We start from the raw sequence: 13,381 nt of genomic DNA on the forward strand, positions 1-13,381 counted from the left end.
GCTTCCGCCGCCCTATCCGTTAGGAGCCACAATATGAACGACAAGCTGGACCATTTCGTCCTCGAGTATGACGGCAAGAGCGGCCTCGCCCTGCTCGCGATGACGGAGGCCGACGGCGGACGCATCGCCGATGGCGCAGGCCTCCCGTATGCCGTGGCCAGCGGCTACGAAGCAGCCTCGCGCACCTGGGAGTCGATCGAGCGCTTCGACGACGTGGCGTGCGCCAAGCTGCGCTTCGAGAAGGGCCGCGGCCGCGATTACGCGCCGACCGGCGGCAAGCTCTACGACGACGAGTTCATCACGCTCCGTTGGCGCCGCAAGGACATCGCCGACTCGCTCGAGAACGACTGGGGCAACTTCGGCTTCCCCATCCCCGCAACCGAGGAGAATGTAGATTTCGCCATCGACCAGCTCGGGAACCATATCGACGACACCATCTACAGCCAAGGCTGGGCCGTCATCTATGACTGTCTCGACCCCAACTCGTTCGACTTGGGGGTCGGACACAGCAAGCAGGCCATTGAGTTTTACGAGCGGGTCTTCGACTGCGACGGCGACTTCTATCCCACCGTCAACGTCTGGCCCGCGGTCGACGGCGGCGGTGTGCATGTCTCCGTCTGCCCCGTCACTTTCGGGAAGCGAGACCTGGCCGTCTACAAGGTCGATGCCGGCAAGATCGGCGATGGGCCCATCACGATCCGCGACCTCGAGGACGTCGGCACCCGTGAGGTCCATGTCGACGACTTCGCGGAGAAGCCCGAGGAGGTGCGCTTCTTCCTGCGCACGGATGCCGACGTGTACCTTTTCGGCTCCAGCCTGGGCAAGTCCCTCGCCGTCGAGGATGCGGACGAGGGGGACATCGCCCCAGCCCTGCGCGAGGTGCGTACCTACTGCATCGATGCGAGCAAGAATCGCGACCCGCAGCTCATTTGCGCCAAGGCCCAGGCGGCCGCGGCCAAATCGGCCGCGGCCGAGGGCGATGCCGGCGGCAAGAAGCTCTAGCGCGCCATGGTCACCCCGACCGTCCGAACGGTAAACGCGCAAAACCAAAACCATCTGGTCTTTGCCGCCTCAAATGAAGCGGGATGGCGGCGCTATCTCGAGACGCTTTCCCGGCACACGGGATGCGCCAACGCCTTCTACAACCTGTCGGCGATGAACTGCGCCGGGCTCGCCGCATCCGACTGGCACGAGTCCCGCGAGATCCTGCCGATCGCCACATGGAGATCGCTCTTCCCCGGGGCGGACATCAAGGCAGCCGACGGGTGCCGCGGCGTCTACGGCGTCAAGTCCAGGCCGCGCGGGTCGGGCGGCGGGCTGTTCTACGTGGACGAACTGTTCCCGCCGGCGCTCCTCGTGGGGCTGCCGCCCACGAGACTAAGAGGCGCGGCCCGCGTGCTCGACCTGTCGGTCGATATCGCCGGCGCGTCGTGGAATGACGCCAAGGCCGGGCTGTACCGCCTGGTCAACGTAGCCGACATGGACGGCGACGCCGACGCGGTGCCGGAGGCCGAGCGCGTGCCCGTCGCATGGGAAGACCTCGACGAGAACACGCGCTTCGTCATCGAGGCGCACTTCCGCGCCCAGGGCCCCGGGTGCGCCAGCCCCGTGCTGCCCCCCGACGACGTGAGGGCCAAGGCCTCCTCGCTCAAGAGGTACGTCAACGAGATTGTGAAGGCCGCTGCGCCCCTCATCAGGCAGATGCGCAACGGCTACCGCGCCGCCTTCGAGAGGCACCGCCGGGACGTCATCCCCGAAAGCGATCCTTCGAGGGAGAGCGTGCGCGGCGCCGCCGAGAGCGGCATCGCGGGGAAGGCGGGGGGCGTGGAGGAATCCCGCTTATTGGAAAGCGGTGACCGCCCTGCACCGATTGAAACACTGCCGCTAGAGGTCTCGAAAGACGGTGCCGGGCTGCATGTCGATGTTGGAGAGCTCGCGCGCGAGCCCATCGAGAAGGCAATGAGGGCTATCGGCGGGCATTCCAGGGCGGATGGCGATGGGGCGGGTACCGAGACCGTGGTCCCCCCTCCTATGGCAAGCGTCGGGGATGCCGGCGCCACCGGGCGGCACTTCGCGCGGAAGGACGGCACCGCAAGCCCTCCCGGGGCGGGTCCCCAGGGCGGGAGCCTTGAGGTGGCGCATACGGGGGCGGAACCCTGCCCGGCGACCCCTCCCGTGCCGATGCGGGCCGCAGGGGCCGGCGATAGAAGCCCTGATGCGAAAACAGGTCGGGGCACCGCTGGCGATACAGGAGGAGCCGTACCGGCCGGAGGGGGCGGGCGGCTCGCGGAGTCGCGCGCAGAGGCCCATGAGCGCCGACGGGAGCGCCTGGGACGCCACGGGCGGCCGATGGAGCGCGGAGCGGACGATGGCGGGGAGGTCGACGTCCTGCGTCCCCGCGGGCGGCGCTACCGCCGCGAGGAGGGCGAGGGCGAGGCCGGCGGCCCCGAGCGCCATTCGATGCGGCGCCGGCGCTCACCCGAGGCCAAGCCCGAGCCCGTGGCGCCGCCCGAGAAGTACTACCCCCACGGCAGGCCGCCGCGGGAGACGGCGGGACACGCGAAGAGCGCCGCCGCCAGGACCGCGAAGGACCGCGGCAAGAAGAAGAAACCGCCGACGGGCAAGGGCTCGTCGTAAGGAGGTCGATGCAAATGGCCGAAAAACTCGAAGCCGGCGCCGTGGACGGCGCCGAATACTACATGGTGACGGTCTCCGAGTCCGTCTCCTTCAGCTATCCCGTTCTCGCCACGGACGCGGAGGCCGCCCGCGAGAAGGTCGCCGCGCTCATCGAGGCGGGACGCGTCCGCGCGCCGCTCGACCTCGTCGGGGCGCCGTGCCGCCGCGAGGGCATCGAGGCCGTGGACGCCGTGGAGTCCGAGGACCTGAGCTGTAGGCAGGTATGCGCCCAGACGCTCACGCCGGGCGAGGCTGAACGGCTGGTGGACGACGTCGAGGCCGGGAAGCTCTACGAGAATACGCCCCCGCAGATGGCGCACGCCGCCAAGTCGATCCTCAAGAAGACCGGCTCGGGCAAGCTGACGCCGACCAAGCGGCAAAGGAGAAAGTGACGTGGTTCCCGTTCGGGAACCCCATGGGCCGCCGGACCGCATTGCGGGACGGCGGCCCTATGATTTTGGGTATCAGAGTGCCGGCTCTCAAGCGCAGGCTTTCCCAGATTGGAGTGCATCGATATGGACGCAGACTGACGGAACGAGACGGATATCTTCAGATATACCGATGTGGAGTACACGCCCGACGGCCATTCCGAATTGTACCGCTGGGACGATTTCCTCGGAATCACGGGCGGACATGCCTACAGCGCCATGGCCATGCTCAGCGCGATCACGGGATGCAGGATCCAGGCCTACGGCACCGACACCCTCATCTATCGCGCTTCGCTCGGCAGCTCTGCGGCGGCGAAGCTCGCCGCGGGGGCGCTCGCGATGAAGGATCGCCTCAGCGGACGGGGTGACGCTGTCGAGATCGGCCGCCGTCTCTAGCGGACCGGCTCGCGGAATGCGTTTTCGGCCCCGGGCCCTTTCGAGTCCGGGGCTTTTTGCGCGCAAGACCTCGGCGGGTCCGTCGGTTTCCCGTTCGGGAAATGGTGACCGTGGCTGCGGCTGGCGGCGATGCGGGCGGGTACTATCGGCCTATAGCGGTGACCGGGTCGGTCCCGTGCCTTCCTTCTCAACCGAAAGGACTTCTCCATGGATCTCTTCATGCCCGCGGAACGCGTCCTCTACAACCGTTCCTATTACTTCTCCGATGAGGCGGTGGATGATTATAACGAATATATAGCGGACCGAGACGGCGTCAATATCGATGTGGTGTCCTCCCTCGATTTCTTTATGAATGAGGTTTGGAAAGAGATCGATTACGCCATCGACAACGACCTCTCCGACGAAATCTCCTGTTTCGATCGCATGCTGCGCGACTTGAAATGCGGCGGCGACCCGGAACACCCGACCGAGATCTCCGTGGTCGCCAAGGGGACGGTCGAGCGCTGGGACGAGCCTTCACGCGGGCTGGTCGTGGCCGACTCCCTGCTTTCCCTCGTATAGGGCACCGGCAGCGCGGATGCCCTCAAGGATTGCCAAATCGACCGCCTCGTGGACACGAACGGCGAGTTCCATATCGAGGCCTCCCATCATGACGGCTCCGCTTATCTGGACGTCCGGCTCATCTCCGGGGTCTCGTACGATGCCAAGGGGTTCAAGCTCGGCGGCGAATATTATGCGCCCGGCAAAATGGACCTGGTCGATTTCTATATCCTCCTGGATAACCTCTACGACTCACCCGATGTCGGACCATGCTCGCTGCCGCGTTTTTCGGAGCGCGCCTACGGCACGGCACGGGAGTCCTACCGCTTCAGGGAGACGACGTTCGATATCTACCAGGTTGCCGATTCCCTCGATCGGCCCTACATGGTGAAGATCTCGACGGGTGAAGGTGCCTGCAAGGATGCAGGACTCCGGTTCGCCTCCGTCGGCGAGGCCAAAGCGTGGTGCCATCGGTACTCCCTGCGCGAGCTCGCCGAGGACGAGAAGAAGCCCGAGCCGGCCGAGGCCGCCGCGACGGCGAAGATGGCGGCCGGGTGCTCTGGCGGGGACGGTGCCGGAGATGCCGGCGCGATCAAGCTGTAAAGCGATTTCGAAAGGATAGGGTCATGGCTGAGAATCACGAGCCCGGCAAGTGGGATGCAGTCGTCTGCAGCGGATTTGCCGCCGTCAACGTCCTCTCCTCCACCAACGTCGAGGAGCTGGGCTGGGACTATACCGAAATGGAGCTCGACCCCACCGGAACCTGCGGGCTCTTCGACGGCATGCTGCTCGACTGGGACGACGACACGCCCGAGGAGCGCCGCGAACACGAGGAATTCTTCCCCGATGCGTTCACGGTGGGCGCCCGCATCCTGGCCGATGACTGGGACCATGAGATCGGCAACGACGAGGTGCGTTCGCGCTGCTTCCTCATCATCGAGGATGCCGACCAGTTCACCGACCACGACACCGGGCGCGACTGGCTCTGCGAGAGCACCATGGCCGACTTCTCCGAGGCCGAGGCGATGACGTTCTTCCAGAACCTCACGCTCGTTGACTCCCAGGACATCGCGGAGCTCGGCGGGCGCCCGATCATCCCGTCCGCGGGACCCGAGGAATGCCGCGCGGCAGTGCTCGCCTTCAACCAGAAGATGGTCGCCCGCCGTCGCGAACGCGGGCTGGACGACATGGCCGAGCCCGCTAGCGTAAAGAAGACCGTGGCGGCGCCGAAGCCCGTCATGCCGAAGATGGAACAGGTGGTCCACGGGCTCGGAAAGGTCGATTTTTCCGGGCTCGGATATGGCTGGGGAGCGCAGTATCCCGATTCGCTTTCCGTCGATGGCATCGGCATCGATTACCCATCGGGCGAGCACAATGACATCCTGAACTTCTCCCCCATCACGCATGCCGTCGATGTGGTCGGCAGGAAGTTCTTCTGCCATGAGACGACTTTGAGGTATGACTGCAACGCGGATTCATGGTCCGGCGCCACTATTGGACCGGATTTCTGGACCTTCGACGGCGAGGAAGCCCGCGAGTTCGCCGAGAACATCGGGTTCGACCTCCTGGCGGCCCGAGCGTGTGGGAATCTCGGCATCGATGCTCCGGGGCTCAAGGGGCGCGAAGCGCTCCCGATCCCGAAGGCCGTAGATGTCGCACCCGAGCCCGGCGCACAAGCGGAGGCCGCGAAGGCCGCGGCGGCCAAGAAGGTGTCCGGCGAGGGCGGTGGCGGGAAGCATATCTAAATTCTACTTGTTGCGCCCCTTCCCATTTGGGAAGGGGCGTTTTTGTTGCGGGGTGTTCTGGGTAGCATCTTCGGTGTATATGGCCTGCTTCTATCTGGGAGTTGATGACATGGCTGCGAAACAATATGAACTCGATTCGAGCGTCCTTGATTGGTATAGGGGCTTCTGCCCGGACAACAGCTTCAATGTCGAGATCCGTCCCGATATCACGTTTGCGGACGTCGTCGTGGGCATGTCGAACGGCATCATGCTCGATAGCCTCATCGGGTCCGATGACGAGGTATTCATGTATATCGTGTTCGTGAAGCTGGCTGAGATCACCGGAGAGAGCTTTCAAACTGTCTTCGATGTGTGGTGTGAGGCGCCGATGAATATCGATTGGGTCGACGAGGACGAACGTCGACTCGTCGCCGCCGCCGAGCGCGTGGTCGAATCCAGGTTCGAACCTATTTCCATCAGCGACATCGATTCCAACAAGGCCTTCGATATCGCGAACCGCGCGATGCTGGACGAGATCATGCCCTCCTGCGGCCCAATCGAATACGGCCTCGCGGAGCAAGTTCTTCCGAACCTCAACTGGGGTTCCGACACCGTCGCCACCGACGCCATCAACGAGTTCATCCGCAGGAACCGCGATGGGAAAATCGATCCCGAGGCCGTGCGTAGCCATGCCGCCGAGCTTTTCGCGGCCTGTCAGGTCCAGCTGGCGTTCACGCAGGCGGACTTCATTCTTCAAGCGTGCGGGGGCAAGATCGAGCCGGCGGAGGAAATGGAATTCTGCTCCGTCTATACGCCTCAACCTAATTTCCACCTGGATATCCTGGATGATTGCGTTAATGCTCTCCGCAATCCCGGCTTTTCGGCCGTCAAGGAGGCTGTCGCCGACATCGAGAAGCGGAGCAAAACCGTAAACATTACCCCGATCGCTCCAACGGATGTCGCAGCGGCCAAGAAGGCCGCCAGCGCAAACGTCTCGACCGACGGCGATGCCGGCGGCAAGCATATCTAGCTCGATCTGATTCACATTGCGGTCAGTTGGCGGCCCTTCCCGTTCGGGAAGGGCCGTTCTCGTTGATGCGCGATGCGGGTAGCATCTTTGTCGTATCTGGCTGACCCTCTTTTTTTGGAGCTGGCGAAATGAGCAAGCAGCATTTCAATTTCAAGTCTAGTATCCGCGATTGGTATATCCGGGCATTTCCATCCGACCAGATCGGCTACAGGATCAACCCACTGGCCACCTTTGCCGGCGCCGTGAAATGCATGGCGGACGGAGGCGACATCTATAAGTATCTAGGCGTCGGGGACTCCCTGGTGCGCGAGAACGTATTCTCCAAGATCGCCGCCATCACGGGCGTGGACTACGATGCCGTATATGACCTTTGGCTTCATCATGACGAGGACGAGTGCAGCAGACTGGTCTTCCTCGGCGATCATCCGGACTGCGCCGTCGATCGCGACTGGCGGGAACAGTTCGATGAGGTGGCCTCCCCTTCCGAGCAAGTGCGCTATGACGAGATGCTTGCAGCCGAAGAGCATCGCAAGGCCGAGACGTTCGATTCGTTCATGGAGGTCAACGAGACCCCCATGGACGAGGTGCGAGGCGCCGGGATCGCGATGATGCTCATGCAGGGCATCGTTTTCGCCGAGATCGCAAGGAAGATCGATGGGCCGAGCGAAGAGCTGAACGAACGCATCGCGACCTTCAACCGCGACCTCAAGCGCATCTACAGCGAACCGCTCCACAAGAAGGTGGAACAAATCGAGAGCCAGGTCGGAAAGCTGGAAGAGAAGGCGGCCATCTACGATGAGATGCGCTATACCGCGGAACATACCGATCCGGCGGATATTCGCATCGCAGAGGGCAGTGCCAGCATGACCGGCGCCCTCATGGCCGCCGCGATGGCGAGCTACGACCTGTCATGCGGCCTTATCGACGATGAGCACATCGGGCGATACGGCGACGTCATCACCGCCCTCGAGGAGCGTATGGGCGTCGGTGCCGGAGCCCTCTCCGTGCAGACCGAGGCGGGCGAGCTCATCGCCAACGCCAGGGAGGACGGCATCAGCGTCGGCATCAACATTCCCGGCGGCAAGTGCGCGGATATCGCCTTCGTCGATGCGGACCCGGATGCCAACGACCTCTATCCGACGCCCGTCCGCGCCTTCACCTACAACGGCCGCGACGAGGAGCCCGATCACCGCACCGACGTGCATCTCGATGGGGACATGGTGCTCGAGGGGCAGTTGACTGCCGAGGCCCCTGCACATTTGCCCGGCGACGTCGCCGCGGCTGCCAAGGAGGCCGCCGCCAAGAGCGTCAAGCCCGATGCCGTCGGCGCCGACGGCATCAAGCACTAGGATGGAGGCATAGCCATGGAAGAGACCTATCAGCTCATCGAGGGCTCGCCGACGCTGCGCGACCTGGACGCGGAGAACGGCTTCCTGTGGTGCCCGTTCGGGTGTATTGAGCGCCGGTATGACCGAGGTATCCTGATCAGCCGCAATGATGACAGAAGCTACGATGTCAGGCTCGGAATCGGGTTCGACGGCCCCGAGTGCTTCGCGGCCGGGGGCTCCGATTGGTCCTGGATGGACATGGCGATGGACTTTACCGTTGACCTCGCCTTCGCGGACGACATGGAGCTCAGTGACTGGATCTCAAGCGAGACTGTCGCCACCGGTGCCGCGTGGGCGCGGTGCTTCAACCCGGATTGCGGTCCCGCCGACACGTTGGACGTCAAGGAAATCACTGCGGCGCTCAAGCGCTTCGAGAGCCCTTCGTATCTCGCGCGCGGGCCCATCGCCGACATCGAGGACCTTGCGCTCGGATACTACTGGTGTCCCGATGCGGTCGATTCAGACCCATCCTATAACGGCTATCTCCTGAACGTGTTTTCCCGCTCCGGCCACGGCGGGCTCCCCTGCACGGCCTTCGAGCTCTTCGGCGGCGTCACGCTTAACGACGTGCCCTCCTTCGGACTCGATGACGGCTGGGACGGCTCGTGCCTCAACCGCCTCGATTGGTTCGAGGATGCCATCGGCATGGACGGCGACGGCGTCACCGCCGGCCTCGTCGCCGATGATCTGGATTCCATCAAATCGCTCACCGCGCGCTGTCCCGCCTGGGTCGAGTGCTTTCCCTCTTACAGCGAGAAGGCGGCCCAGGGAGAGGACGATATCCTCAAGGCCGTGAAGCAGTTCCGAGTTGAAGCCAAAAGGACGAAGAAGGCGGCGGTTCCCGACCGCGTCCCGTTGATCCAATTCCTGGGCGCCAGGACCGCCGCGGCCAAGACCGGTGGCGGGAACGATAGCGGCAACGGATTGCATATCTAGGGGGCGAGGACTATGGACTACTTCTCCCGTAAACCCGATTTCCCGACTTTCGAGGATATCTATATCGCCCGCGCGCAGGGCGCCATCGGGTTGGAGCGTCGCGAGGACGGGCTTGCCTGCCGCTTCGGCCAAGACGGTCCCGCCATCATGCTCCCCCAGGTCGCGTCCCAGGGTGATGGCGTTCGGGGACATGCCGTCTGCGACGACATCGTCGGGGCGCTGAAGGAGGACCCGGAGACCCGAGCCGCCGCGGCCGGGTGCCTGGACTCGTATTTCACCGAGGTTGCGGAGCGCGCGCCCGTCGGCGAGACGTGCGGGAGCGATTGCCTTTTCGCATGCCATGTCGATATAGACGGCGTCTATGCGCAGCGCACCGGGGACCCGGACGGGCTGCGCGCCTACTGCGACCCCATTGGGGTCGGCTGGAACTACGGCCCGATCTATTACTTCCCGCATGAGTCCGTCGAGCAGATCGTCGGGCAGCTGTGCGAGGACGGGGACGACTTCCCCATCCTGTTCGACGGGGAGAACGTCATCGAGGCCTTCGACGGCTCGCCGGTGCATATGTCGGTGCCCGTCGAGGTGGATGGCGAGCGGGTGTGGACCTGCGGCTACGACTTCTGCTGGGGCGAGACCGTCGCCCCCGATTTCAGCCGCGCCAGGGGGCACTTCCCCGACGCCACCGTGGCCGCCTGGGCGGCGGCACGGAGCGTGAACGAATCTGATGGCAATTTGGGTATCAAGGAGCGTATGTAATGAACGAGCGCATTTCCGTAATGACCGATTTCGGCGAGCTGATCGCCACACCGTTCGCAGGCGGTATCAGCGTGGATATCAACCTGCCCGACGGGAAGGGCAGCGGACAGCTCGCCTTCATCGAGGCGGCGCCGGTTGAGCTTCAGGATGACTACCCGACGCCGGTGCATGTCTTCACCTACGACGGGCGCGACTCGGAACCGGTGCACCGGACCGATGTCCATCTCGACGGGGAAGCCATGACGCTCGACCCCGTGAAGGGCGTGCCGGTGCATAACGACGCGCAAGCGCATGACGGTGATAGGCGTCCCGCAGATCTCGCCAAGGCCGCGAGCGCGGCGGCGAACCGAACTGCCGGTTCGCATGCGGATGAGGCCGGCGGCATCAAGCACTAGGGCGTCGATGCCCACCGGCTAACGGGTCGTCTTTGCGGGATCGTCTCGGCGGCTGTCGGCTATGCCGGCGGCCGCCGATTTCTTTGCCGCGGCCGCGAGGGTGGCGGGAGATGTCTTCTCGAGGACGACGGCGACATTCCTGCGGGCCTGCTCGGCCCTCTCCAGGGCCTCCGCATACTTGGCCTCCGCGCGGCGCTTGGCGCCGTACAGATCCATGTACTTCGCTGCATTTGCCGTATAGTCTGGCGTCCGGTAGTCCAGTGCCGGCGGCGCGTCGATCGCCTGGAGCTCCGCCGGGCGCCATGTCAGGTTCTTCACGGTATCCTCCAGGACGTCCAGAAACCTCGCGATCATCTCGGCCCCTGGTGAGATATCCCTTTTGTCAAGACGAAAACGCAGGGAAAAACGAGCGGTACGCCCTGCTAGAGGCATCGCGATTCCGAAAGCCCACGAGGGCTCGCAAGGCGTCATTAAATGTAACTAATTGATTTGCTATGTACCATTCATAATGGTACATTGATAATTGTTTAGTTACATGAGGAGGCAGGGCATGAGGGAGTACGTCGAGAAGGCGCTGCACACAAAAGTCGATCGCGAGCCCGTCGACGTCTCGGGGCTCCCCCTCTACCTGAGGGGGCTGTACTCCCTGGAGCGGTGGACCGCCTTCGGCGTGCCGTTCGCCGTGGCCTCCCCCGTCGAAAGCCCGACGGTGAAGACCATGGCGAAGCACCGCGACGCCCTGGAGGCGGCCCTGGGGACCCCCGTGGCCTTCGCCCTCGAGGGCGCCACGGGCTACAGGGTCGGGCGCATGCTCGAGGCGGGCCTGCCCTTTATCGAGCCGAGCGGACAGGTATACCTGCCGTTCCTGGGAATCGCGCTGAGCAGCGGAAGGAGCCGCGCGCGCGGCAGGCGGCGGACAGACGTTGGCGCGTTCTCGCCCCAGGCGCAGCGCCTCGCGCTCATGGCGCTCTACGGCGACCTCGACGGCGCCAGCGTCACCCAGGCGGCAGGCCTCCTCGGCGCGGCGAAGATGACCGCCTCTCGCGCATTCGACGAGCTCGCGGCCGCCGACCCCTCGATCGTCGCCGCCGAGGGGCGGCGGCGGGTGCTGCGCCCCGGCAGGGACAAGATGGCGCTGTGGCATCGCTTGAAGCCGCGCATGTCGAGCCCGGTCGCGAGGGAGCACCGCCTGGGCCGCGTGCCCGATGCGGAGCTTCCCCTTGGCGGGGTCTCGGCGCTGTGCGGACTCTCGATGCTGCAGGACGACCCCTGGCCGACTTTCGCCGCGACCAAAGCGCAGGAGCGCACCCTGGGGCTGGCGGCCGGCGCGCGCGACGCCGGCCTCGACGAGCCAGAGGATCCCGCGTGCGTGGTGCAGGTGCTGCGCTACGAGCCCGTGCCGGCGCCGGGATGCGCGGTCGACCCGCTTTCGGCCATCCTGTCCCTTCCCGCCGACGAGAGGGACGACCCGCGCGTCGCGGGCGAGATCGAGAACGTATTGAACCGAGTGCTTGGAGGCGATCATGAGGGGAATCGATAAGTTCAAGGAGCGCTTCGCGGGCCACGACGGCGAGTACGTCCTGATCGGCGGCGGCGCCTGCGACCTGCTGTTCGGCGAGGCCGGGCAGGACTTCAGGGCCACCAAGGACCTCGACCTGGTCCTTTTGGTGGAGGCGCTGACGCCCGAGTTCGGCCAGGTCTTCTGGGACTTCGTCAAGGAGGGCGGGTACGAGAACAGGCAGAAGAGCGGCGGAAAGCCGCAGTTCTACCGGTTCTCCAAGCCGGAGGACCCGGCCTTCCCCGCCATGCTGGAGCTGTTCGCGCGCACCGACGTCGACCTGCGCGACGCGGAGTCCGGCCTCATGCCGATCCACATCGACGACGAGGTGTCGAGCCTTTCGGCGATCCTGCTCGACGATGAGTACTACCGGCTGCTCGTCGAAAACAGAACGTCGGCCGGCGGCGTCGCCGTCCTGTCGGTCGAGGGGCTGATCCCCTTCAAGGCCAAGGCGTGGCTCGACCTTTCCGCCAGGCGGGCGGGCGGCCAGGCCGTCGACGAGAAGAGCGTGAAGAAGCACCGAAACGACGTCTGCCGCCTCGCCACGCTGCTCGCGGGCGGCGAGCGCCCCGCCATGAGCGAGGGGGTCCGCGCCGACATGCGGCGCTTCCTGGAGGCCTACGAGTCGGACCCCGTCGACCCCAAGGCGCTCAAGATCAAGGGCGTCGGGGCGCAGCAGGTCGTCGAGGTGCTCAAGAGCGTCTACCTGCGGTAGCGCAGCTGTCCGATAGCGCTACCGTGCGGCGTCATCTAGGACGGGCCGCAAGGCGCACCCCGCGCCTTTCATCGCCGACTACTTGCGCCACACCGCAGCTACCGGGTATCTACCAAGTAGTTGCTGGGCACTACTGAGCGGTCCGGCAGGTTGCGAAGGCTGAGCCATAGTTGGACATCGCGTCGTTGCATTCGAGACAAATGGGGATGCGGACAAATAGTTGGACCGAATCGGTCCGGTTAGGAGTTCGCGAATGCCGAGCTGCACGGAAGAGCAGAGGCGCAAGGCCGTCGAAAATGGTCGAGGAGTGCGGCGGGTCGGTGACGCGCGCGATGCGCAGGCCGGGATACCCCGCGCGCCACAAGTCGAGCGCAACTTTCTCCTTCGGCAAAAGGTCATAGCCGCCCCTCACCTGCGCGAGGTCGCTGAGCCCTGGCTTCACTAGAGTGCGATAGTTCCAGCCGTGAATGCGCTTCTCGAACTCGGCGCAAAAAGCCGGGCGTTCAAGCCTTGGGCCTATAAGCGCCATGTCGCCATCATCTCGGAATACGGTATGCGCTCCCCCTCGGCCATATCCGCGGCCCGCGGGCGTATGGTTATCATGTTGCGGGACGTGGCAAGGTCCTGCTCCGCATACCCCGCGCTCACCACCATGTAGTCCGCGTACTTGTGCCTGGGCAGCATCCTCGGCATCAGGATATCGCCCGCGCGCAGGCGCTAACGGTCCGCCTTGGCCGCATCGACCCGGATGAGCTCGATCACCTCCACCTTTTCCTCCGGCATCAGGATGCCTTCCGTCAGGTCTTTCACTGAGATGCGCCTAAGGGTCACCCCCGTCG

General features: G+C 64.7%; 17 protein-coding genes. 14 read left to right on the forward strand and 3 right to left on the reverse strand.

Annotated elements, in window-relative coordinates; translation table 11 throughout:
- Positions 1-33 precede the first annotated feature (33 nt).
- The 12 genes from C1878_RS06550 to C1878_RS06600 all read left to right on the forward strand — a co-directional run bounded on the left by C1878_RS06550 (position 34) and on the right by C1878_RS06600 (position 10,269).
- Positions 34-1,002: a hypothetical protein gene (locus C1878_RS06550; RefSeq protein WP_086414905.1), complete on the forward strand. Its 969-nt coding sequence runs from the start codon at positions 34-36 to the stop codon at positions 1,000-1,002.
- Positions 1,003-1,008: 6 nt separating this feature from the next.
- Entirely contained in the window at positions 1,009-2,637 is a 1,629-nt protein-coding gene (locus C1878_RS06555; RefSeq protein WP_086414906.1) for a hypothetical protein, read from the forward strand.
- Between the two features lie 14 nt (positions 2,638-2,651).
- Positions 2,652-3,068, forward strand: coding sequence for a hypothetical protein (locus C1878_RS06560; protein WP_086414907.1), 417 nt, complete (start codon positions 2,652-2,654; stop codon positions 3,066-3,068).
- Positions 3,069-3,239: 171 nt separating this feature from the next.
- Complete coding sequence (locus tag C1878_RS06565; protein WP_086414908.1) at positions 3,240-3,500, forward strand: hypothetical protein; 261 nt, start codon at positions 3,240-3,242, stop codon at positions 3,498-3,500.
- A gap of 207 nt (positions 3,501-3,707) precedes the next feature.
- On the forward strand, positions 3,708-4,061 hold the full coding sequence (locus tag C1878_RS16855) for a hypothetical protein (protein ID WP_241963636.1): 354 nt from the start codon (positions 3,708-3,710) through the stop codon (positions 4,059-4,061).
- 48 nt (positions 4,062-4,109) lie between these two features.
- A complete protein-coding gene (locus tag C1878_RS16860) occupies positions 4,110-4,643 on the forward strand; it encodes a hypothetical protein (RefSeq protein ID WP_241963637.1) in 534 nt (177 codons plus the stop codon).
- Between the two features lie 23 nt (positions 4,644-4,666).
- Positions 4,667-5,785 (forward strand): hypothetical protein, encoded by a 1,119-nt coding sequence (locus C1878_RS06575; RefSeq protein ID WP_114557708.1) that lies wholly within the window; start codon positions 4,667-4,669, stop codon positions 5,783-5,785.
- A gap of 109 nt (positions 5,786-5,894) precedes the next feature.
- Positions 5,895-6,794 (forward strand): hypothetical protein, encoded by a 900-nt coding sequence (locus C1878_RS06580; protein WP_147271389.1) that lies wholly within the window; start codon positions 5,895-5,897, stop codon positions 6,792-6,794.
- A 128-nt stretch (positions 6,795-6,922) separates the two neighbouring features.
- The gene (locus tag C1878_RS06585; protein ID WP_114557706.1) at positions 6,923-8,143 is read left to right on the forward strand and encodes a hypothetical protein; all 1,221 of its coding nucleotides are present in this window, start codon (positions 6,923-6,925) and stop codon (positions 8,141-8,143) included.
- Positions 8,144-8,158: 15 nt separating this feature from the next.
- Positions 8,159-9,118, forward strand: a complete 960-nt coding sequence (locus tag C1878_RS06590) for a hypothetical protein (protein ID WP_086414913.1) — start codon at positions 8,159-8,161, stop codon at positions 9,116-9,118.
- 12 nt (positions 9,119-9,130) lie between these two features.
- Positions 9,131-9,874 carry a hypothetical protein gene (locus C1878_RS06595; protein ID WP_114600853.1) on the forward strand — a complete coding sequence of 248 codons (744 nt, stop codon included), beginning with the start codon at positions 9,131-9,133 and terminating at the stop codon, positions 9,872-9,874.
- On the forward strand, positions 9,874-10,269 hold the full coding sequence (locus C1878_RS06600; protein WP_114600854.1) for a hypothetical protein: 396 nt from the start codon (positions 9,874-9,876) through the stop codon (positions 10,267-10,269). The genes C1878_RS06595 and C1878_RS06600 overlap by 1 nt, the downstream gene beginning before the upstream one ends.
- Positions 10,270-10,287: 18 nt before the next feature.
- On the opposite strand, the gene C1878_RS06605 is transcribed toward C1878_RS06600, so the two are convergent.
- Positions 10,288-10,623: a hypothetical protein gene (locus C1878_RS06605; RefSeq protein WP_114600855.1), complete on the reverse strand. Its 336-nt coding sequence runs from the start codon at positions 10,621-10,623 to the stop codon at positions 10,288-10,290.
- A gap of 196 nt (positions 10,624-10,819) precedes the next feature.
- On the opposite strand from C1878_RS06605, the gene C1878_RS06610 reads away from it, so the two are divergent.
- Both C1878_RS06610 and C1878_RS06615 read left to right on the forward strand, forming a co-directional pair.
- A complete protein-coding gene (locus C1878_RS06610; RefSeq protein WP_114600856.1) occupies positions 10,820-11,809 on the forward strand; it encodes a hypothetical protein in 990 nt (329 codons plus the stop codon).
- Positions 11,793-12,542 carry a hypothetical protein gene (locus tag C1878_RS06615; RefSeq protein WP_114600857.1) on the forward strand — a complete coding sequence of 250 codons (750 nt, stop codon included), beginning with the start codon at positions 11,793-11,795 and terminating at the stop codon, positions 12,540-12,542. Before C1878_RS06610 ends, C1878_RS06615 begins: the two co-directional genes overlap by 17 nt.
- 130 nt (positions 12,543-12,672) lie before the next feature.
- On the opposite strand, the gene C1878_RS06620 is transcribed toward C1878_RS06615, so the two are convergent.
- Together C1878_RS06620 and C1878_RS16865 are read right to left on the reverse strand one after the other, a co-directional pair.
- Positions 12,673-13,071, reverse strand: coding sequence for a sugar transferase (locus tag C1878_RS06620; RefSeq protein ID WP_114600858.1), 399 nt, complete (start codon positions 13,069-13,071; stop codon positions 12,673-12,675).
- A complete protein-coding gene (locus C1878_RS16865) occupies positions 13,059-13,235 on the reverse strand; it encodes a hypothetical protein (RefSeq protein ID WP_241963638.1) in 177 nt (58 codons plus the stop codon). The genes C1878_RS06620 and C1878_RS16865 overlap by 13 nt, the downstream gene beginning before the upstream one ends.
- Between the last annotated feature and the right edge of the window lie 146 nt (positions 13,236-13,381).

Origin of the sequence: Gordonibacter sp. 28C (genome assembly GCF_003339845.1) — a bacterium.
Lineage (GTDB): Bacteria > Actinomycetota > Coriobacteriia > Coriobacteriales > Eggerthellaceae > Gordonibacter.

Excerpts from the sequence above, each read along its gene's own strand:
- C1878_RS06550 (WP_086414905.1), top strand. The coding sequence starts at position 34 with ATGAACGACAAGCTGGACCATTTCGTCCTCGAGTATGACGGCAAGAGC.
- C1878_RS06555 (WP_086414906.1), top strand. The coding sequence starts at position 1,009 with ATGGTCACCCCGACCGTCCGAACGGTAAACGCGCAAAACCAAAACCAT.
- C1878_RS06560 (WP_086414907.1), top strand. The coding sequence starts at position 2,652 with ATGGCCGAAAAACTCGAAGCCGGCGCCGTGGACGGCGCCGAATACTAC.
- C1878_RS16855 (WP_241963636.1), top strand. The coding sequence starts at position 3,708 with ATGGATCTCTTCATGCCCGCGGAACGCGTCCTCTACAACCGTTCCTAT.
- C1878_RS06575 (WP_114557708.1), top strand. The coding sequence starts at position 4,667 with ATGGCTGAGAATCACGAGCCCGGCAAGTGGGATGCAGTCGTCTGCAGC.
- C1878_RS06580 (WP_147271389.1), top strand. The coding sequence starts at position 5,895 with ATGGCTGCGAAACAATATGAACTCGATTCGAGCGTCCTTGATTGGTAT.
- C1878_RS06585 (WP_114557706.1), top strand. The coding sequence starts at position 6,923 with ATGAGCAAGCAGCATTTCAATTTCAAGTCTAGTATCCGCGATTGGTAT.
- C1878_RS06590 (WP_086414913.1), top strand. The coding sequence starts at position 8,159 with ATGGAAGAGACCTATCAGCTCATCGAGGGCTCGCCGACGCTGCGCGAC.
- C1878_RS06595 (WP_114600853.1), top strand. The coding sequence starts at position 9,131 with ATGGACTACTTCTCCCGTAAACCCGATTTCCCGACTTTCGAGGATATC.
- C1878_RS06600 (WP_114600854.1), top strand. The coding sequence starts at position 9,874 with ATGAACGAGCGCATTTCCGTAATGACCGATTTCGGCGAGCTGATCGCC.
- C1878_RS06605 (WP_114600855.1), bottom strand. The coding sequence starts at position 10,623 with ATGATCGCGAGGTTTCTGGACGTCCTGGAGGATACCGTGAAGAACCTG.
- C1878_RS06610 (WP_114600856.1), top strand. The coding sequence starts at position 10,820 with ATGAGGGAGTACGTCGAGAAGGCGCTGCACACAAAAGTCGATCGCGAG.
- C1878_RS06615 (WP_114600857.1), top strand. The coding sequence starts at position 11,793 with ATGAGGGGAATCGATAAGTTCAAGGAGCGCTTCGCGGGCCACGACGGC.
- C1878_RS06620 (WP_114600858.1), bottom strand. The coding sequence starts at position 13,071 with ATGGCGCTTATAGGCCCAAGGCTTGAACGCCCGGCTTTTTGCGCCGAG.
- C1878_RS16865 (WP_241963638.1), bottom strand. The coding sequence starts at position 13,235 with ATGCCGAGGATGCTGCCCAGGCACAAGTACGCGGACTACATGGTGGTG.